Below are 20047 nucleotides of genomic sequence, written 5' to 3' on the forward strand. Positions count from 1 at the left end.
TATATAATTATATGTTACAACCTCATTGTTATTTTAAATAGCACATTCCTAGAATAATCTATCAGTACGCCAATTCCCTGGATCATAGTTAGTAATCAGCACCTCGTCACTAAATCTTCTCTTAGTATTATACGATGAATTTTTATAAGTGTATTTTAAATGTTCAACATATATATTTTCATGATTGTTTATATACGTTTTTAACAACACATTAGTTTTATCTTTGTGTTCCAAAACATTGCTTAAAGCCCACTTAACACCTTTATTCGTCAAGGAATCCATAATTTGATACATTTTCTTTTCCTGTTCTTCCCCCCAATTAACAAAACCACGATTTCCATCATTATAATTTCCAGTTGTTATCAAATATGGTGGATCCATATATACAAAATCATCTTTTGATAATAACGAAATATCATACTCATCAAAAAAAACATCAGTAAATTCTGCATCTATATTATTCAATTTATCAACAAAAGCTCGGAGATTTTTCTCCATATTTTGGCTAAAGCTACTTCGATCCTTACCGAAAGGATTATTAAATTCCATACTATTGTTAAACCGTATTTGATAATTATAACTATATGAAACTAAAACATATAGACTTAATGGGTCAGGATCATTATTATAGTCTTCCCGAAACTTCAAATACCCTTCTTTATTAGTTTTGCTCAAACTATATTGTCGTATTTTTTTATTGATCATTTCAACTAATTCATCTGGCGTGTAGTGACTAAAATATCGAAACATTTCATTAACGCGATAGTTCATATCATTGAATACATGCTTGTCAGCACTTACATTTATCCCAACATTAGCTCCTCCACTAAATAAATCAACAAAAGTAACTATTTTGTCAGGAAATAGTGGTAAAATTTGTGGCAATAACTTGTATTTCCCCCCAATATAGTTCAACGGACTCTTTATATATTTTTGTTTTTCTTGTGGATTCCAGGTAGTTACCATAGGTTCTTCTTTCACATTCGGCACCCTTATTTTTTCTGTATCATCTTGTCTACTAAAGTAAATCAACAACTCATTTAGTCCCTTAATTTTAGATTTTACTTTAGATTCATATTTTCTATAGTCAATACGATGAATTTCAGCTGGAACTGTACTGTACATATTTATTAACTCAATGAGTTCTTTCTCTGGAATGATTCCCTCATTACTATAACTGAGAACAATGTGTCTACTTTTTATGTTTTTAATTAGATCCTCCATTGCTTGTAATGCTCTTTTTTTCATAGAATAGTCGCTACGCAATTCTTGCCAATCAAAAATTTTGGTTTTTCCCTTTAGTACTGGCTTATTATTACGAGCAATATTTTCTAGTAAATGATAATTAGAAGCATACTGTCGTGAATTATATGGTGTATCAATATACACAATATCTGCGTCCATACGTCTGATAAGTTGGTTTGAATTTTCATTATAGGATCTGTTTTTGCGATAATTGTTGGTAACAGCTAATGGCTTCATCACTAACTTTCCGAGTGCACGTTTGTCCCATTTTTTAAGAAAAGCTCCATATGTACCAGTTATATTACTAATAAAAGGAACAGCTTGAATTAGAGCTGAAACAAGATAATTATATTCCGTTTCCGTTATTAATTTCGCACCCAACCAGTCATCGATCTTATCTCTGATAAAATCAATTCTTCTTCCATTTTCCACAGTGAAATACATAGCTCCACCGGTTGGAGTATAAGCTTCTTCGTAATAATGCCCAGTAGGTTTTATATTGTCATCATTGTTAAAATACACAAATGGATCTTTTATCCCTATTCTCTTTAATCCATTAAATGTTAAAATGTTATTATTTTCAATTATTGCTTTGGCATTGACATAACTGAAGTAAAGCATATCATTGCTAATAATCGTATATTTTTTTTTAAAATGCTCTCCTACTATATTTGTCCCAGCAAATAAATCCAAGAATGTTTGTTCCGAGCCATCGCTATGAGTAGATATAACTTTCTCTATATCTCTTAACAATAACCGTTTTGATCCAATATATCTCATAAAATAACATCCCTTTTCATCCTTGTTGTTATATTATCATACCCCAATATGTATTCATTAACAAGATATTTTATCCCATAAGTTATACCTACATAACATACAAAAATGTTATCATTAGAGAGAATGAATAGAAAGGTGGTAATTAAATTTGAAATATAGGACATTTGGCTGGGTACAAAATCCCTCAGATTTTGAAAAATTAAAAAAAACAGTTGAGGTTTTCGATCCAAGCTCTAATCAATATACAAAACTGAAAAGGTATATCATTCAAGATGTTATCTTCTTTGACGAAGATAAAAAACGATTACAATCAATGTTAGATAATGAAATATGTGAATTTAGCTACTATGACCTAGTTGGTACTAGCGTTAACAAGAAACACAAGTCCCCGAGACGAAGGTCTGATGCCGTCGCCAACTCTCTTCTTCAAATTACCATCCTTCCACAGTCCGCAAATACAAAGGGAAAACTCTATACTGATAATTGGACATCAGATGGTTATTTGCGTTGGGCAGTCAGCCTTGGTTTTGTAAGATATAATAGAGAAACTGACACATTTTCTATTACTGAATCCGGAAAAAAGTTGTCTAAAGTAGCGGCAAATTCCACCGAGGAGCATAATATTTTAACTAATGCTTTACTTGGTTATCCCCCTGCCACTCGAGTACTGTCTCTGCTCGCAGAATCAAAAAGATCTCTAACAAAGTTTTATATTGGCAACCAATTAGGATTTGTAGGTGAGAAAGGTTTTTCCTCATACGATGAATCATTAATGATTGATTGGTTAAAATCTACAAATTCCAAAGAAGAACAAAAAAAGATTCGTTCAGATGTAGAAGGAACTAGTGATAAATATGCTCGCATGATTGCAAATTGGCTTTCTAAATTAGGTCTCGTGAAAAAAACAACCTCAAAATATCAGAATTTTCAAGGCAACGATATTACTGGATTTCAGGAATTTTCTATCACTGGACCCGGACTACATGCATTTAACCAATCTATTGGTTCGTCCAAAAAAACTGTAAAAACCAAATTTATTATGTGGGAATTCCTTGCTATTGGAGGCAAAAAAGACAATGAACAAACTCGTGATTTCATTAGAACACGTCGTGCATTAACTATAAAACTATTAAAAAATCACCATACTATCGACTCATTGCTTAATGCACTTAAAAATAGCGGAATTCCTGAAGAAAAAGAGACACTGATAGCGGATTTAAACAAGTTGATTTCATTTGGTTTGAGAATCAAACTTTCCGGAAATAAGGTTTCTTTACTAGATAAAATACATGATTTTTCAATTCCAAATCAAACATTTACCCCAGCGGAAAGTGATATTTCTTCTGAAAAACTCAAGAACCACTTTCGTCGCATCACAGATCTTCCAGAAAAATATATTAATTTACTTGATATCGCTTTTGATAAAGATAGAAATCGTGACTTTGAAATCATTACCGCAAGCTTATTTAAAGAAGGTTATGGTCTATCTTCAATACATTTAGGTGGTCAAAATAAGCCTGATGGAGTCATATATAACGATAATTTTGGTATTATTCTCGATACAAAAGCTTACGGAAAAGGCTACGGAAAATATATTTCACAAATTGATGAAATGGTTAGATACATCCAGGATAATCAAGAAAGAGATACTTTTCGTAATCCTAATAGATGGTGGGAAAATTTTAGTGAATTTATCCCTAAAGATAGCTATTACTATCTTTGGGTTTCAGGTAAATTTCTACCTACCTTTACCGAACAATTAAAGCAAACTAATCATCGGTCTCATGTTAATGGGGGCGGACTAGAAGTTCAACAACTTTTGCTTGGTGCTGATGCTGTTATGAAAGGGAATCTTGATGTCAATGACTTACCTAAATACATGAAAAACGAGGTCATTCGCTTCTCTAGTAGTGAATCAAAGATATAATATTTATCGCCTCAACTAGTGTTACAAAGTTTGTTAAAAAGAAGACAACTCTTAATGACGATTATAATGCCCTCTAAGTATACAGATGAAATAGAAAATTCATCTTATTGAAGTGAACCCCCTAAGTTGGACAATAGGATTTGACTTAGGGGGTTTACTATGACTAAATTTGGTTTTGAAGTTAAACTTAAAACTGTTCGAATGTATTTAGCTGGTGTCTTTTTGCCCTAAGCTTAAGGCAACAAAAAAAGCTCTGCAAGTGCCATACAGGATTTAGCACTTACAGAGCAGGATTTAATTAATCAGCATTTCCAAATAAGGCGGCGAGTTTGGCTGCCATTTCTGGATCTAGTTGGTCAGCTAATGAAGCTTTCTCACTATTATTTTGTTTAGCAACATCAGCATTTAGCGTGGAGCGTTGACGCATCGACTCGATCACTGCTTGTTCAGCAACTTTAAGTGGTTCAACTTCTAATTTTCCACCAGCGGAATCAGCATGGCCCCCGCCCCCAAAATATTCAGCGGCAAATTTAGCCACATCTAGCCGTCCATTAGAGCGTAAAGAAACGCTGTGCCCATCGATCACTAAGGCGGCATCGACATCGTAACGTTTCAACAATGCATGTGCGATCTCAGACTTATAATCACTAGCATAGACAACACCAAAGCTATGCCCATCCAATTCACAGGTCTCAACATTTTTAAGGTGCTTTTCCAAATAACGGGTGCGTCTGCCAGCTAAGGTGTGGATCAACAGTTCGTTTGCTTGACGATACTCTTCCCAGCCTGTAGCAAAGACACTTTCGACAAAATTGCGCGATTTGCTCAACGGATAGAACCAAAATAGTTGATTCAATTCATCAGCTGCTTGTCTTTCTTCGAGTGACATCAACGGATCATTTTGCCAATCCCAAGTATCATACGCCCGGATCAACTCTACCAATTCCGCCACTTGCGCCCGTTTCTTTTCGGGGATCTTCATAAAATCAGGCTTTCGGCTCAACCAATCATAGACTAAGCTGACCGCACTTGGATTTTTCCCCTCATCTAGCGGTTTGATGCAGTTTAGCGCATAGTTGTTCCGTAACTCTTCTTCGCTTTCATGGTGGTCAAAGATCAACCAATGATTAGCAAAACGTTGCTCGAGCTGTTGGAACGAATAATCACTATCCGGTGTCATATCCATAATGTAGACATCGGTAAAGCGAGAAATGTCGGGTTGGCGGAACCAATAGGATAATTCGCGATCAAGATTACCTGCCGAACAAGTTGTTAGGTCAAATTCAACGTCCTTAAAAAGGTAGGGCGCTAGCGTCGTGATCAAGACGGGAGCTCCAAATCCGTCTAAGTCGTTATGCGAAAAAAGCTTGATATGTCGTGTCTTTTTCAAATGTAAATTCCTTTCTAAGATTACGCTCATTTTTTATTCTAGCCTAATTATACCCGTAACAACGCTTTAAAAGCTAGTCTGTGCATGTTATTATTTAAAGTATCGAAAAAACAGTGAGGGATATTACAATGACATTTACACTTTATATGGTGCGCCATGGGCAAACGATCTTGAATAGTTATAACCGTCTCCAAGGCTGGTGTGATTCACCTTTAACGCAAAAAGGGATCAACGATGCCAAAAGTGCGGGAAAGCATCTAGCCGACATCAAGTTCGACAAAGCTTATCATTCTGATACGACACGTGCCATGCGTACCTGCCATTTTATCTTAGAAAATAACCACCATTCCCAAGATATCGTGCCTAGTGAACTCAAGAACTTCCGTGAACAAAGCTTTGGCTATTTCGAAGGTAACGACGCGGCCCAAACTTGGCTCATGGTCGGCGCATTACACGGTTGTCGCACGTACAACGATATTTTAGAAAAATATGACTTGGGAAAAACGCGCGATCTGTTGCATGAGACCGATCCATTTAAGGACGCTGAAAATGACGAGCAATATTGGGCCCGGCTCAATGCTGGTTTTGAGCATCTACGTAAAAATACCCCTGATGGTCAAAAAGTGCTCTTAGTCAGCCACAGTATCACGATCAGAAGTATCGTTGATCACTTTGCCCCTGATCTAGGCGCTGACAAATTAGGCCCGAAAAACGGTGCTGTCACAAAATTGACTGTAACTGACGCTGATGTCAAAGTTCAATACTATAACCACTATCTAGATAGTGAAACTTATTAAAAAAAGGCCGAATTTTGCGGTCTTTTTTGTTGCATTTAGTTTGATGTAAGCGTATTCTTCTAGGTGTAAATAAAAATTACAGTAAAGGTGATGATCTATTATGAGTACAAAAGAAAATATCGTCGCAACTTTAGAAAAATTAGTTACCGAACTCAAACAGACCCAACCAGACACCAAATTCACCGAATATATGGAAGAGACTGTTACAGCCTTCAAGAACAGTTCCGAGACGGAATTCAAAGCTGGATTGCATAAATTCACTAATATGGCACCAGTCATCAAACGTACCACACCAAAATTAAGCCAAAAAGCGAATGAGCTGTTCGATAAACTGCAAACCTTAGCTCAAAAATAAGGCGGTCAGCACCGACTAAATAACGCGGGATCTATCATAATGGATCCCGCGTTATTTAGCTAAAAGTGCGTACTTCCCGCATAGCCTAACATCACAAACATGATCAACCAAAGCGAAAAGACCAGCAAAAAGATATTGTAACTTAAATTAAATAGGCGATTTAAGCTAAAAGGTTTGGTCATATCTAGACGCCAACTAAAATACAACTGAAAGAGCGTAAAGAGCACTAATAAGCCTAAGATCCAATACTTCATCGTCTGAGCATTAGCCTGGATCGGCACCAACAAATACGCTAAGATCAAAAGCAACAAAGTATTGATGCTCACACCTAACAAATACTTGTTCTTGCGCCGCCTGATGGCCAACATCAACGCTAGGCCAGCTGTTATCAAAGTCAAAATAACCAGGGAAATACCTAGATACGTATCACTTTTGCTAAAAGTTTTAGCGATCACATGACTTATATTACGGTGCTTTTCGATCACCTGCGGGCTAAAATACGTTGCAAGTTGCTGTTTGACTTGCGCCGGCGCTAATTTTTGCGCCAGCAGACTGGCAGCCGTCCCACTGACAAATGCCGTGCTATACGCATTGCCAGTCACTGTCTGAATGCGCCCATCTCGCCCCAACGCCAGCTGTTTTGCTGGAGCATAGTAGGTCCGCCCACTGTCCAGCAACTCTAAATACTCGTTGAACGCTCCGACCGTGGCAACTCCTTTTATCTGCCCCAAGCGCTTGTCCGCAGTAAAAAACAAGCCTCCCTGCGCGAGATACTCTTTTATCAGTCCTTTTATCTGTGGCGTTATTTGCTCGACTTTAAAGCCGAGATCTAAAACTTCAACGCGATCACTTAAAGCTTGTTGCAAAGCAGCTTGTAGCGTGCGACTGGTAGCATCCACTTTATATGAATAGAGTTTAACATTGGGCGCTAAACCGATCATTTTGTGGTGATTATCTTTAGCTCCAATAATACTTGCGATCCTAGTCCCCTGACCTATCTGATCAAACGGTTCATTTTGTCCCGAAAGATCATAAGCAGCTGCGATATTTAATTCAGAGCCTACTTTAGGTGAAATCCCTGAGTCGATAATACCGACCCTAACATTTTTTTGATGCGCCTTAGTTGGATCTATCTTTGGGTAGTACAAAGAAACAGCATAGCCTGCCTGTTCATGCTTTATAGCAAACTCGCCCGTCTGTCCGATCGGTTTACTCACTAAGCCATCACGATAATAAAAACAAATAACTAACGCCAAAAGCAGCATTACACAACTGAGCTTTTGGAAAAATCTCACCTAACTCACCACCCTCAATGTAGACCGTTTTCATTCCTAAGTATAGCAAGTTTTCACATTCAAAAACAATACTTTTTTAATAAAAAAAGGTTTTAAACAGAATGCTCTGTCCAAAACCTAATTTACTATAGTAAGACTGCTTCACAGATCAATTGTAAAATAAATAAGAGACTCAACAAACATAATAATGGATTTAATTTATCCGTTTTATGTGCCGCAAATTTTACCAATGGATAAGCTGCAAAACCAAAAGCTAAGCCAACTGAGATCGAGCCGGTCAGTGGGATCAAAACGATGATCAAAAAAGCGGGGAACCATTCTGAAAAATCATCGAAATCTAAGGCTTTCAGCTGTTGCATCATGATCGCTCCTGTAATGATGATCACTGGTGCGATCGCTGCTTGCGGAACATAACTGAGCAATGGGATAAAGAATAATGACAAGATAAACATGGCCCCACTGACTAGCGCCATCAAGCCTGTTTTGCCCCCAGATTCGATCCCAGCGGCACTTTCAGCAGCGGCAACTGTCGGACTGGTGCCTAAGAAGCCTGAACAAAAGGTTGCTACTGAGCTAGCTTCAAAAGTCTTTTTAAATTTCTTCGTATCTGGTAATAATCCTTCTAAGATCCCCATTGATTCAAAGATCAAGATCATCGACATCGAAAAGACCGCCAATAAGAATTTCAAAGAAAATATGCTACTAAAATCACCTTGAAATAAGATCGTACTGTATTTCCCTAGATCAACTAAACTGACTTTCGGCGGATCTTGAAGTCCAACGTTAAAGATCACCCCTAAGGCACTCGTTACGACGATCCCGATCATAAAACTTCCCTTAGTTCTCTTTAAATACAAAACTAAGGTCAAGGCTAAACCAAACAAGGCTAAGAGCGCTTCTGGATCAGTCAGGTGTCCAACAGCCAAGAGCGCGCGGGAACCGCCTTGTTGGATCAATTTGGCTTTTTCTAAGCCTAAAGTGACTAAAAACAGCCCGATCCCCGCTGTGATCCCGATCTTTAACTCTTGCGGGATCGCTTCAGATAATTTCTCGCTTGCCTTGCTGAAGGCTACCACCATGTACAAGACACTACTGATGATCGAGATCGCGATCGCTTGTTGCCAATTTAAGTGCATTCCGACCACTAAAGTATAGGTAAAGAAGGCATTGACCCCCATTCCAGGTGTGATAATGATCGGGGCATTTGCAAAAAGTCCCATGATCAAACAGCCTAACGCCGAAGAAAAGATCGTCGCAAACACACTCAAAGTCGCTGGGATATGGGCATCAGCCAAGATCAACGGATTTACAATGATGATATATGAGATCGCAAAAAAGCCCGTTAGCCCGGAAATGAGCTCCGTCTTTTTTGCTTGCTTCGTCAAATTTTTAAGATCAGCTAACACTTTCGCCCCTCGTTTCTATTATTTTTTAACACATTATTCAATTCTAGCAAAAATTTTAGCCAACTACCAAAACTGATTTTTTCGATATACTTCATATTAAAAAAAGTAATATCATCCATTTTGATAAATTCTAATCATTTTATCACAAAATGAGGACCCACTATGCTGAGTCCTCTTTATTGGCTTATTTCTTACCAAAAATAGCGCAGTATCGAAAATAACATTATCCCAGCCAAGACCAAGGTCATCATTAAAACGATCACTTTTCGTCGCCAATTAGACTTTTTTTCGACCGGAATGTCTTTTCTGACCTGCTCCATTCGTTTGGCGATCTCTTCTCTTAACGGATCTTCACTCATCAGCTTATCCCCCTAACACAGTTTGATACATTGCCACCGATCCCACCTCAGCTTGCTTTTTTTGCGCTTTTAAGAGTGTCGCTAAATATGCTCGGTCACTTGCTGCGCGTCTTAGCTTTTGGACCATCTGCTCAACTTGCTCTGGTGCATAAATATTTTCAGGTGCGATAAAATGTCGATCATGGACCGTATTTTCAAAGCCGACCGTCAACATTTCATTTTCAAAGGCTTGACGCACCGCTTGCATGAGTTCTTGGTGATGATTGATATCCAAGTAAAAATCTGCCTGTTGCCAAAGCTTCGCCAATTCTTTAGGCGCAATATTGGGATACAACGAAATATTTGCTTGGTGTCCCAGATCCATCAATTTTTGCGACATCTCTGTGATCGCTGCGATATGAAACTCAAATTCTGGTAATTGGGCGGACAAGGTTTTGATCTGCTCGAGTTGGTCGCTGTTTGTCAGGATAAAGATCTGCTTTCGTTGCCCATTTTCACGTTTCTTTTCATAAATAAAGCCCAAATTTTCAAAATATGGTGAGTTATTCGACAGTTGCATTGCCGTTTGATAGGCCTTAGCATCTTGGACGACGATCTTTTTGAGACGTGGAACGCTACCGTTTAAGATCATTTCCATATTTCCAGGAACATTTCCCTGGAAATCTTCTTGCCAAAACAAGACATCATTTCCCGTTTGTGGTAATTTAAGTAGTACAAAGAGTGGATAAGAGAGCGAATTGATGAAGATCTGCTCAATACTAAATTTACGTTTAGCCAAATAATACAGCATAAATTCGGTCAGATTTTTAAACGTCAAGATCTGCTCACCTTGATTTAAGATCAGATCATCAGTCACAAAGTTTTGGACCAATACTTCATGTTGTTTAGCGTCAAAATAAGTCTTAACGATCGGCTTTTGTGCCTCATCACATACACTTTGAGCAAAACGATGCCCATATTGATCATAGTGGTCGATCAGGCGAGTCCTTCCTGCTGGATCGAGCCATTTGACCTCTTTTATCCAACGTTTTTCTTTAGGTGCTGCATAAACGATCTTGGCTTTTGTTTGACCATAAAAGCCAATACTTGCTTGGCGATTATCGCCTATGATCTCCCAAAAACGTGGGACTTTTATCTCATTGAAATAACGTGGACGTCCGCTTTTTTCTTGCTTAGCAAAATAAGCAAACGGTGATTCACATTCAGGTGGTAACCAACCATCATCTTCCAAAAAAACAGTTGGGCGCTCAAAGCCCGCTTGCTTCAAAGAATACAGGAGGTCACGTGTTTTTTGATCATTTCGTTCAAATAAATTAAGCATTGGTCATTCCTCCTAAAAGTTGGTGCCATTTTTGTTCCACTTCACTGGTCAAATATTCTTGTGCGAGCGCATATGATGCTTGATGTGCTTTGGCTAGGTCAACGTTAGTAAATAGCTCTACGATCGCTTTGGCTAACCGGTCAATGGTCTGTTTTTGATCTTTTTTCCCGGTATATTCCAATAAATAACCGTTTTGTCCCGGCTCGATGAAGGTTTGATTTCCATAGCGCACATCCAAGCCGATCATCGCTAGCCCTGAACCGACCGCTTCCATCAAAGTCAAACCAAAACCTTCACTGGTCGAGGCGGTAACATAGGCTTCGTATTGGGCATAGATCTGTTCTAAGTCATGGTGTCCTTTGAGCTTGATATAATCACTTGCTTGATGTTTAGCGATCAACTCTTCTAATAGTTGACGTTGGCCGCCTTCACCGTAAATATCAAACGTCAACTCAGGTAAGTGTTGTTTAGCCATGACGACTGCTTCAATAAGCCAGTCGATATGTTTTTCTGAGGCTAAGCGCGATGCCGTGATCAACGAATATGGTCGGCGTGAGGTCACAGGCTGGTGTAATTGAGCTAAGCTACCCACTGGGATCGCAACTACTTTAGGACTTTTTCCTTGATATTTAGCAAAATGTCGTTCTAGCAGTTCTTTTTGTTTAGCCGTTGCCGTGATGAAAAAATCGATCTCATCAGCATTATCGAATTGGTACTCATAGTAATTGTTCCACAAAATATAATTATCATCGGTCACATTATCGCTAAAATGCTCAGCATGAACTACAACGCCTAATTTAGCTGGTTCATGGGCTACAAAAGCGGCTTGCCCCAATTCCGTTGCCCGGTCGATGATCAATATATCTTGAGCTGTTAAATGCAGTTGCTTGATAAAATATTCGATAAATTCATTTTTGGAATACAAAACTTGGTCTTTAAAACGATAAAGCGTCTGCGTTGGCCCAACGACTTGTTCATAAGCTGTCGAACCATCTTCGTTATAAAAGCGGCGCAAGTAGACCGTCGCTTTATTTTCAAACGGTGCGTAATACTCCGTCAATAAGCGCGTATAGGTATAATAATCTTTGCGGATCAAATAATTTTTGGAAACATGCTCTACTCGATCCACGATATCAGACGTGCCTTTTTTCAAATAGACCGTCGCATATTGGTCTTCTTTAGGAAAGCGCAAACGCACGATCCGCTCATTGACTGTTTCAAATTCACCTTCACGCTCAGTATAACGGAGGCTAGCCTGTAACTGTTCTAGCGTATAACTGGAAGGAGCGATCTTAATGTCTGTAAAATACTGATACAACCAGATGATCTGCTCATCTTTAAAACCAATATTTGAAGTTAAGGTTTGGAGATTTTCACTCAAGATAAGGTCGGTAAAGACAAATTTAGCATCGACCCCTAAATCAGCAAAAACTTTGGCGCGATATGCTTGGGCGTACTCGACCCCACTGCTCGCCCAACCGATACCTTGGTTAAAACTATAGACCGTCATCGTATTCTCACCTTTCTATTATGCAAAATAAACATCTAAACTACCGTCTTTTTTAACAGTGATCGTACTCAAAAGTAGATTCTGGAGCGCTAACCGCCGTAAATTAGCCTGCATCGCTTGATAAGCTCTTTTAGCTTCAAAATGATACTCATAAACTGGGTTACGTTGGGCCGAGGTCCGCGCTGTGATCAAATTCTTTAGCTGTTCCAATGTGTCGACTTCTTCGATCCAACTAGTATCGATCGCTTTTAACAAGCATATCCGATAAAAATTGCGCAATTGGACTGGATCTTTTAAAATATCTGCTTTACGCTTCAACTCGGTCTGAGCTAATTGTAAGATCATTTCTTTTACCTGGGCATTATCGATCTTTTCTGGTAAAAAATGCGCCTCATAGCTGATATTATCAAAAATATAGCGCTCGATCTGAGCCTTAGTCGTTTGACCTTGTTGTAAAAACTCATCTACATCCTTTTTGATCAAAGCTAAAACATCATAATCAAAATCATCTGCTTGAAAAATAAATTCATTGCGTTGGTGGTAGACCTTCTCGCGTTGTGTCTTGACACTTTCATCAAAAGCTAACGTCAATTGGCGCTGTTTACGCGCACTATTATCACTAGCAACTTGAGCGCTTGCAACGATCTTTTGATATTTCGAGCGCAAAGGCCGATCAGTAGGCTGATCTTTATGTTTACGCCAGTATTTTTCGATCCGCTTAGCGCTATTTTTTTGGACGACTTCATCTTCAAGCGACACAAAAAACTTGCTGTAACCTGGATCTCCTTGCCGGCCAGCTCGCCCCCGCAATTGTAGTTCCATCCGAACATTTTGCATCTTTTCAGTTCCGATCACTGCTAGGCCACCGAGTTCTTTGACACCCGGGCCTAACTTGATATCGGTCCCACGTCCCGCCATCAAAGTTGCGACCGTTACACTTCCCTTTTGTCCAGCTTCTTTGATGATCTGTGCTTCTTTAGCGTCATTATAGGCATTTAATACACTATGTGGGATCATTTCAGCTAACAATAGCTCCGAATAGATCTCAGATAACTCGACTGAACCAGTGACGATCAAAAGGGGCTGGCCTTTAGCATGTAACTTTTTCACGACTTTCATTGAAGCCCGCAATTTTTCCGGTAGAGTCAGATAGACTTCATCTGGTTCATCGATGCGTTGCACGGACTTGTTAGTCGGGACCGGCAAAACTTTCATCTGATAAACTTCGATCAGCTCATCTTCAGCCGTTTTTGCTGTTCCTGACATTCCCGCCGTCTTTTGGAAAAGCTTGAACAGATTTTGGTAGGTGATCGATGCCATTGCGCGCATATTATGCGTGATCTCAACATGTTCTTTGGCCTCTAAAGCTTGATGTTGGCCCCCCTGAAGCTTTGTCATCTCCAAGATCCGCCCATCTTTATCATCCAATAAGACCACTTCTCCGTCACGAACAACATAATCTTTGCCATTTTCAAACAGCAAATGAGCCCGTAATGCTAAGTTGATGTGCTTGACTAATTCGGTATGGCTCCCATCATATAACTTGGGCACCGAAAAATATTGCTCTGCCTCAGCGATCCCTGTTGGTGTCAACCAAACAGCCTCTCTTTTTTCATCCAATTTGTACGCTTGATCTTCTTCTAGCGTCAAAATAAAATTGTCCACTAAACCATAGAGATTTGACTGCACCCGGGGCGCCCCAGAAATGATCAAGGGAGTTTGCGCTGAATCAAGTAAGATCGCATCGGCTTCATCGATGATCACATAATTGAATTCAGGCATAAACTTTTTGTCCACCGTTTCCGCTAGATTGTCGATCAAATAGTCAAAACCTAGCGTAGCGTTAGTCGTATAGACAATATCTTGTTGGTAAAGATAGCGTTTATCGTGTGGTTTAAGTTCCTCTTGTTCTTCACCTGCACGACAGCCTAAACTCAGTCCCATAAATTCATATAATGGCCCCATCTCATTTGCATCCCGTTGAGCTAGGTATTCATTAGGCGTAACTAAGATCGTACTTTTGCCTGACAATGCATTCAGATATAGCGGCATTACCGCCGTCAATGTCTTGCCTTCGCCTGTCTTCATCTCAGCAATATTGCCCCCATGCATGATGATGCCACCTAGGACTTGAACATCATAGGGAAACATACCTAAGACCCGTTTGGCAGCCTCTCTGATCGCCGCAAATGCTTCGGGCAAGAGCTCATCTAAGGTCGCTTTTTTGGCTAAGCGTTCCTTGAATTCAGTGGTTTTATGTTGTAACTCTCCATCAGTCAAGGCCGCCATTTGTGGAGCCAGGCGATTTATCTGCTTTAACTTTCGGTTTAAAATATGATAATCTCTGCGATCAACGATTTTTGTTAATTCCATTTATCTGACCCTCAAATCATCTTGTGCCACGTTATTTTCATAAAGCTTTTCTGCAAAATCATCCTCTATTTTCATGTTCTGATGATAAATTGTCGCCTTTTCAAAAGTCGCTTGTAAGTCTGAAAGGTTTACTGGAAGGTGGGTCAATTGCTTTTCTGTCGGCAATTGTGGAGTTATCAACAATTTTTGCTGATACTTATTGCTGTAATAGGCTGCGACAGCATTTGAAAGTGCACCATTGCCGATAAAGTCCAATTGTTCAGCTTTATCAGCAACTTCTGCGATCTTTTCACCCACACTTGGTTCAAAATACGCCTGTGGTCTATACGCACTAAAAATGACCGTATCAGCTTTAGGTTTTGTTGTGATCAGTGCCCGCAGATCTGGTTCGGTAAAAACGATTGCTATTTTTGCCCCTAATGAACTTCCCGTTTGAACACAATAGCCTGACTGCAGCTCGAGTTTAGCCTGGGCCAAGATCAAATATTTGAAATTTACTTTCTTTACTCCTGCATTGATCAATTCTAAGCGGTATTCGTAAGCATCTTTAGGATACTCAAATTCACCCTGCAAGTCTTTGATAAAGGTCGTCTGCACCACCTCACCAAAGCGACTATAAAAACTCACTTTGAGGTAAAGCGTTTGGCGTGGTTCAACGGTTGCCACCAATTTTAGCTGATAGGTCTGCCCCCGAGCCAAAAGGGGCAACTTAGCTAGATTGCGGTTAATTTGGTAATTTTGTTGTGAATACCAAGTAACTAGCGCTTTTCCTGGACTCATCAATTCATTTTCAAACGCGACTTCTCCTTTTGAAAGTTTGATCTGCGAACCATTCAAATACGTTTTATCTTCACGTGGATCCCAAGTGATGATATTAGCGCTGATCTGTTTCATCTTGCCCCTCCCTTTCAAATCCTTGTAAAAGTAATTCATACTGTTTCAAAAACCAGGCTATGACTTTATTAGAAGCATCATTATGACGGCCGGTATAACCGTGACCGATGACTTTTACTTGATCAGCTTGTAAATTTTCCACTAGATCGTGAAAAGCCGTGCCGTCATAGTCATCTTCGCGCATATAGGCTGCTAAAACTTGCCCTGCCGTTAATTGAGAATTTTTCAAAGCCTGTAACATTCGCTGATCAAGCTCAGTAGCTGCTTTTGCTGAATTTTTTCCTTGTTGGAGCAACAAAAGATCAAGCGCCGTATCAAACTCATTTGCTCGGTGCAAAGTGTTGTTCAAAGCGATCGTCCCTAAATTTATCAAGGGTTTACCCACGATCACTGCTCGAGCACCGATTTTAGAACCGTAATAGATCGCACCTGTCGTTCCCATTGAGATCCCTGACAAGACCAATTCTTTATTGGTAAAACCAAGTTTAGCCAAGCTTTCCTCGATCACAGCTTTGATCTTGGCCTCATATTCTGCTGAACCTAGGTAAAAACTTCCACCTTCTAAGCGCGGATCAGCAAATAAAATGAACGGATGCCCCAAGCGTTTCATCATAAAATATCCTTCAAAACCAGTTCGTGGTTGCCCCCCAGCAAAATAGACCGTGAGTGGGGGCTTTAAGTTTCCTGGATCAAAGTAATAGAAAAATTCTTGGCGTTTATGATCGGTAAAACGTTGGCCTCCCATGATCAAAGTACCATATTGATGCCGTGTCAAACGATTGTTGATATTACCTAATACCAAAGTTCCTTGCCCTTTAGCCCATATACTGACCGTTGCCGTAGCATTGCCATCTAGTCCCTCTAAGATCAGCGGTTCATCTAGCTGAGCTTTAGAAAATTCCAATGTCTTTTGGATCTCGATATCCTCAACATGGGCTAAGCGCACAACAAATTTAAGTTCAACGGCTGCACTTTTTTCAAAAACTGGCCATAGTTCAATGCCGTTTTTTTCCGAAATATAAAATCCACGTTTAAAGGTCGCGATCGGTTTGAATTCAGTTCCAAAATCCCCCGTCAATTCCAACTGGTGGCGCCCACGATACTTGATATCTCCTTGAAAAGAGCGCGCAACTTCGACACTTTCGATCGCTGCATTATCCCCGTATTGACTGAGGAAAAAATCACGTTCGATATCTTTTACAAAGTGGGGTAGTTGCTCTTGGGTGACTTGCCAAGCACTGTAGCGCACAACTAGTTCTGGTAGCTGTACGCCAGCTAAAATAACGACTCGATAAGCTTGGAGAAATTTCTGGAGCATTTTTAAACTTTCTGCTGGGACTGTACTTGTGAAAATGACAGCTGCAAAGTTAAAACGAGCTGGCTTTTTTGGCAAATTATAGGGTACCAAAAATTCTGCGATCTGTTCGACTTCCCAAAACTCCCACTTGGTGCTTTGCTCTAGTTTGACCTCTGAGCGTAGATCTGTTTGGCCAATTTGAAGAATCTTCATTTATTCATCACCTACTCACTTTGTTCCAACCATGTCTGCCAACGTTTAGCTAAGTTCCCACCGGTCAGTTCTGAGATCTTCGCCACAGCATACATCATCGCCTCATTCCAGTATTTTAATTCTTGCGTATAATATTTGATCGCTTTCGTTAAATTATTTATATCACCTTGTAAGACTAACCCGTTCTTTTCATGCTCAACAAGTTGTTCGGCATGCAAAACGATCTGCGGTACTCCCGCACTGATCGCTGCGATCTGAGCATAAAGATCTGGGGGAGTTCCTAGATCGATCAAAACCCGCGCGCGGTCCAAAGCTCGTACGATCTCATTTTCCGTGTCTAGATAAAATAAATGAACTTCACCCGCATATTTTTTTTCTTCCAATTGATTTTCAGCTTCTTTTTCATCCCCTGGTAAAGTCACTTTAAAATCTGGCGCTTTAGCTAAGATCTGGGCCCGCAAATTATGCAAATTAACATCATCTCTTCTGAAAACTCCAAGTTCTAGCCCCAATTTAGGCTGTTGGCGCATCAACTCTAAGATCTGACTTAAAGCTTGATCCAGCGCTGACGCAGCGATCTCATCCACTAAAAAGAGTAGCCAATCTTTGGCTAGCCGTTGACTGTGCCCTAAACGCAACCGCGTATCAAAAGGCGTGACCACCTTGATCTTTTCAGCCGGATAAAGTGGGGCGATCAGATCTGCTGTCGCCTGGGTATCTGCAACAGCTAGATATGCTTTAGCGACCGGTTCTACTTGCAGTGGGGCTAACTCTTTATTACGTCCGGTGAAATAAGACATGATGATCTTAGGACTATTGATCAATTCTAATGCTAATTTAGTCCGCTGACCTCCCGCCGCCAAAACAAATGCATCATCATTTGTGACTTGTTGCAAGAATTGGTTGAATTTTTCAGTCACCAGTGCTTGGATATTTTCATATTCTGAATACTTGAAATTTTTCAAGAAAGCTGGCGCGATCTGAACTTTTCCACTTTGTAGATCTTCTATGAAACGCACTTCACCTGCAAGATTTAAATATTCTTGTCGCAAAGGTGTCCCTTCAGCCGTCGTATAGAGAATACTTGATAGAAAGCCACGGTCATCAAAAACATACTGCTTAGTTGGGCGTGTTACTGTCAAGATCTCCCCTAAAGTTCCAACATCAACTTTGGCGTAAAGTTGCTCTTTGTGATAGACCATGATCCGAAATGGAGTATAGACAAACTCAGCATCGGTAGGAAACTTCAGATCATTTACCATGATTCGCCGTGTCCCCTGCAAGCTGATCCCCTGTAATTCATCAAAGATACTAAGATATGCGGTCTCATCCAATTCTTGGCGCTGCAAAAATGAGCGCAGATTTGGCATGTATCCAATGATCAACAATTTAACAGCTGTTCCAGCTTGTTCAAACATCTTGATCTGATTGATCGAGTCATCAAATTCGATCTTTTTACTATCGCGGTACCATGGTTTAGCCACATTGTAAAATGAACGTTCATTATTTTTAAACCACGCCGGAATAAAGTAATACATCAGGTTTCCACCTCATTTCACTAAAATAGTTCATCGTAATTGTGCAAGATCTTGATCGCCCGTACTTGAAACATTACTGTCACTGCCAAACCGACCAACATGATACTCATCCCCGGTAGCATAACGACAGCTGCATATTTAGGCCAAATAACCCCTAAATATAGTGGTAGACCAGCTACCGTAACCGTGAAAGTCGCTCCGATAAAGGCAGTTGCTCGCTGCTTTGAACGCAAATATTTAGCTGTCGGTCGGCCTGGATCTATCCCAGTGAAATAATCACCACTTTTACGCAAATTATCCGCCATTTCCGTCATATCTAACATTGCATACGCAAACAACATCGTTAAGCTAAACAACACGATATTGTAGACCGTAACGCCAAAAAACTCCGTACTACTGCTATTACTTACCAGCCACAACAAGATCTTATTTCCAGGGAAATATTCGACTAATAGTTGAAAAAGCGCTTGGGGCAACATCAACATCGTTAACCCAAACATAAACGCCATGCTACCTCCAGCATTTAACTTCAATGGGATATATGAAGTTTTTAGCAGTTGTTGGTTCAACATGATACGATTGATCTCTAAGCGATACTCCGATAATTCAAAGATAAACGCTAGGGCGATCACCCCTAAAGTAGCCACTATCAGTATCATGCTCGCTCCAAGTGCCCACCAAACTGGATACGTCAAAATATTTCTGATGATCATTCCAATTTGACTCCCCAATGAACCAACTATTCCATATAAGATCAGCAAACTTGGACCACCTAAGCCCCAAACACTATTGATGTTAGCTAACCAGATCAAGAAAAATGAACCCGCAACTAATAGGAGCGTCAATTCAAGGAGCTGTCCTTGAGAAAAATCAATAAAGCGACCTTTCATCAATAATACTGTCCCGACCCCTTCGATCAAGGCGACCACCAAAATAAAGAGATTTCGTCTTAGATCTACTTGTTTTTGTGGCAGTTGATCCAGACCAAAGATCTTTGTCATTGTCAATAATTGCCAAAAGATCATTCCCGCCATCCAAGGAGCTAACCCAAGAGAAAATAGTGTTGGCGCTGTAAAATTGCCCCCAGTCGCTACACTTGTCAGCTGCCAAAAACTATTTTGTTGCAATTGCTGCACCGTTTCAGTCGGATCAGTATACGGTAGTGGGATATTTTTTCCAAAACCATAGATCACCAATAAGAATAAACTGAACAGTATCCGTTTACGCAAAGGACTTTTTTCTTTTTTCATCGATCTTGCTATATCATGTGAGCAAATTGGCATTTGTGAAAGAAATATAGGTGCTCCTTTCTCTAAAAATTTTACTTGACCACCAGTCTCACATTTT

15 protein-coding genes are annotated in these 20047 nt (G+C 39.9%); 3 read left to right on the plus strand and 12 right to left on the minus strand.

Annotated features, from left to right (window positions below; all coding sequences use genetic code 11):
• Positions 1-48: 48 nt before the first annotated feature.
• Positions 49-2025, minus strand: a complete 1977-nt coding sequence (locus CPS94_RS08715; protein WP_112193790.1) for a Dam family site-specific DNA-(adenine-N6)-methyltransferase — start codon at positions 2023-2025, stop codon at positions 49-51.
• Between the two features lie 148 nt (positions 2026-2173).
• Between CPS94_RS08715 and CPS94_RS08720 the strand changes: the two genes are divergently transcribed.
• Positions 2174-3952 carry a restriction endonuclease FokI C-terminal domain-containing protein gene (locus tag CPS94_RS08720; protein ID WP_112193792.1) on the plus strand — a complete coding sequence of 593 codons (1779 nt, stop codon included), beginning with the start codon at positions 2174-2176 and terminating at the stop codon, positions 3950-3952.
• A 298-nt stretch (positions 3953-4250) separates the two neighbouring features.
• Here CPS94_RS08720 and CPS94_RS08725 read toward each other — a convergent pair whose 3' ends face one another.
• Entirely contained in the window at positions 4251-5342 is a 1092-nt protein-coding gene (locus tag CPS94_RS08725) for a DHHA1 domain-containing protein (RefSeq protein ID WP_112193794.1), read from the minus strand.
• Positions 5343-5470: 128 nt separating this feature from the next.
• Between CPS94_RS08725 and CPS94_RS08730 the strand changes: the two genes are divergently transcribed.
• Both CPS94_RS08730 and CPS94_RS08735 read left to right on the plus strand, forming a co-directional pair.
• Positions 5471-6139, plus strand: coding sequence for a histidine phosphatase family protein (locus tag CPS94_RS08730; protein WP_112193796.1), 669 nt, complete (start codon positions 5471-5473; stop codon positions 6137-6139).
• A gap of 100 nt (positions 6140-6239) precedes the next feature.
• Positions 6240-6494, plus strand: a complete 255-nt coding sequence (locus tag CPS94_RS08735) for a hypothetical protein (protein ID WP_112193798.1) — start codon at positions 6240-6242, stop codon at positions 6492-6494.
• Between the two features lie 59 nt (positions 6495-6553).
• Here CPS94_RS08735 and CPS94_RS08740 read toward each other — a convergent pair whose 3' ends face one another.
• From CPS94_RS08740 to secY2, 10 genes are all read right to left on the minus strand, one after another.
• Complete coding sequence (locus CPS94_RS08740; RefSeq protein WP_112193800.1) at positions 6554-7789, minus strand: S8 family peptidase; 1236 nt, start codon at positions 7787-7789, stop codon at positions 6554-6556.
• Between the two features lie 125 nt (positions 7790-7914).
• Positions 7915-9195 carry an NCS2 family permease gene (locus CPS94_RS08745; protein ID WP_112193802.1) on the minus strand — a complete coding sequence of 427 codons (1281 nt, stop codon included), beginning with the start codon at positions 9193-9195 and terminating at the stop codon, positions 7915-7917.
• A 191-nt stretch (positions 9196-9386) separates the two neighbouring features.
• Positions 9387-9554, minus strand: coding sequence for a hypothetical protein (locus CPS94_RS11435; RefSeq protein WP_004049746.1), 168 nt, complete (start codon positions 9552-9554; stop codon positions 9387-9389).
• A 4-nt stretch (positions 9555-9558) separates the two neighbouring features.
• Positions 9559-10875 carry an accessory Sec system glycosylation chaperone GtfB gene (gtfB, locus tag CPS94_RS08750; RefSeq protein ID WP_112193804.1) on the minus strand — a complete coding sequence of 439 codons (1317 nt, stop codon included), beginning with the start codon at positions 10873-10875 and terminating at the stop codon, positions 9559-9561.
• Positions 10868-12385, minus strand: coding sequence for an accessory Sec system glycosyltransferase GtfA (gene gtfA, locus CPS94_RS08755; RefSeq protein ID WP_112193806.1), 1518 nt, complete (start codon positions 12383-12385; stop codon positions 10868-10870). The genes gtfB and gtfA overlap by 8 nt, the downstream gene beginning before the upstream one ends.
• Positions 12386-12403: 18 nt before the next feature.
• Complete coding sequence (gene secA2 / locus CPS94_RS08760; protein WP_112286469.1) at positions 12404-14758, minus strand: accessory Sec system translocase SecA2; 2355 nt, start codon at positions 14756-14758, stop codon at positions 12404-12406.
• Positions 14759-15652 carry an accessory Sec system protein Asp3 gene (asp3, locus tag CPS94_RS08765; protein WP_162626432.1) on the minus strand — a complete coding sequence of 298 codons (894 nt, stop codon included), beginning with the start codon at positions 15650-15652 and terminating at the stop codon, positions 14759-14761.
• Complete coding sequence (asp2, locus tag CPS94_RS08770) at positions 15633-17162, minus strand: accessory Sec system protein Asp2 (RefSeq protein ID WP_112286470.1); 1530 nt, start codon at positions 17160-17162, stop codon at positions 15633-15635. The genes asp3 and asp2 overlap by 20 nt, the downstream gene beginning before the upstream one ends.
• A gap of 11 nt (positions 17163-17173) precedes the next feature.
• Positions 17174-18700, minus strand: coding sequence for an accessory Sec system protein Asp1 (gene asp1 / locus CPS94_RS08775; protein WP_112193812.1), 1527 nt, complete (start codon positions 18698-18700; stop codon positions 17174-17176).
• A gap of 20 nt (positions 18701-18720) precedes the next feature.
• Positions 18721-19950, minus strand: a complete 1230-nt coding sequence (secY2, locus tag CPS94_RS08780; protein WP_162626433.1) for an accessory Sec system protein translocase subunit SecY2 — start codon at positions 19948-19950, stop codon at positions 18721-18723.
• Between the last annotated feature and the right edge of the window lie 97 nt (positions 19951-20047).

This window comes from Ligilactobacillus murinus, from assembly GCF_003288115.1.
GTDB lineage: Bacteria > Bacillota > Bacilli > Lactobacillales > Lactobacillaceae > Ligilactobacillus > Ligilactobacillus murinus.

Excerpts from the sequence above, each read along its gene's own strand:
- CPS94_RS11435 (WP_004049746.1), bottom strand. The coding sequence starts at position 9,554 with ATGAGTGAAGATCCGTTAAGAGAAGAGATCGCCAAACGAATGGAGCAG.
- CPS94_RS08735 (WP_112193798.1), top strand. The coding sequence starts at position 6,240 with ATGAGTACAAAAGAAAATATCGTCGCAACTTTAGAAAAATTAGTTACC.
- gtfA (WP_112193806.1), bottom strand. The coding sequence starts at position 12,385 with ATGACGGTCTATAGTTTTAACCAAGGTATCGGTTGGGCGAGCAGTGGG.
- secA2 (WP_112286469.1), bottom strand. The coding sequence starts at position 14,758 with ATGGAATTAACAAAAATCGTTGATCGCAGAGATTATCATATTTTAAAC.
- asp3 (WP_162626432.1), bottom strand. The coding sequence starts at position 15,652 with ATGAAACAGATCAGCGCTAATATCATCACTTGGGATCCACGTGAAGAT.
- gtfB (WP_112193804.1), bottom strand. The coding sequence starts at position 10,875 with ATGCTTAATTTATTTGAACGAAATGATCAAAAAACACGTGACCTCCTG.
- asp2 (WP_112286470.1), bottom strand. The coding sequence starts at position 17,162 with ATGAAGATTCTTCAAATTGGCCAAACAGATCTACGCTCAGAGGTCAAA.
- secY2 (WP_162626433.1), bottom strand. The coding sequence starts at position 19,950 with ATGAAAAAAGAAAAAAGTCCTTTGCGTAAACGGATACTGTTCAGTTTA.
- asp1 (WP_112193812.1), bottom strand. The coding sequence starts at position 18,700 with ATGTATTACTTTATTCCGGCGTGGTTTAAAAATAATGAACGTTCATTT.
- CPS94_RS08730 (WP_112193796.1), top strand. The coding sequence starts at position 5,471 with ATGACATTTACACTTTATATGGTGCGCCATGGGCAAACGATCTTGAAT.
- CPS94_RS08715 (WP_112193790.1), bottom strand. The coding sequence starts at position 2,025 with ATGAGATATATTGGATCAAAACGGTTATTGTTAAGAGATATAGAGAAA.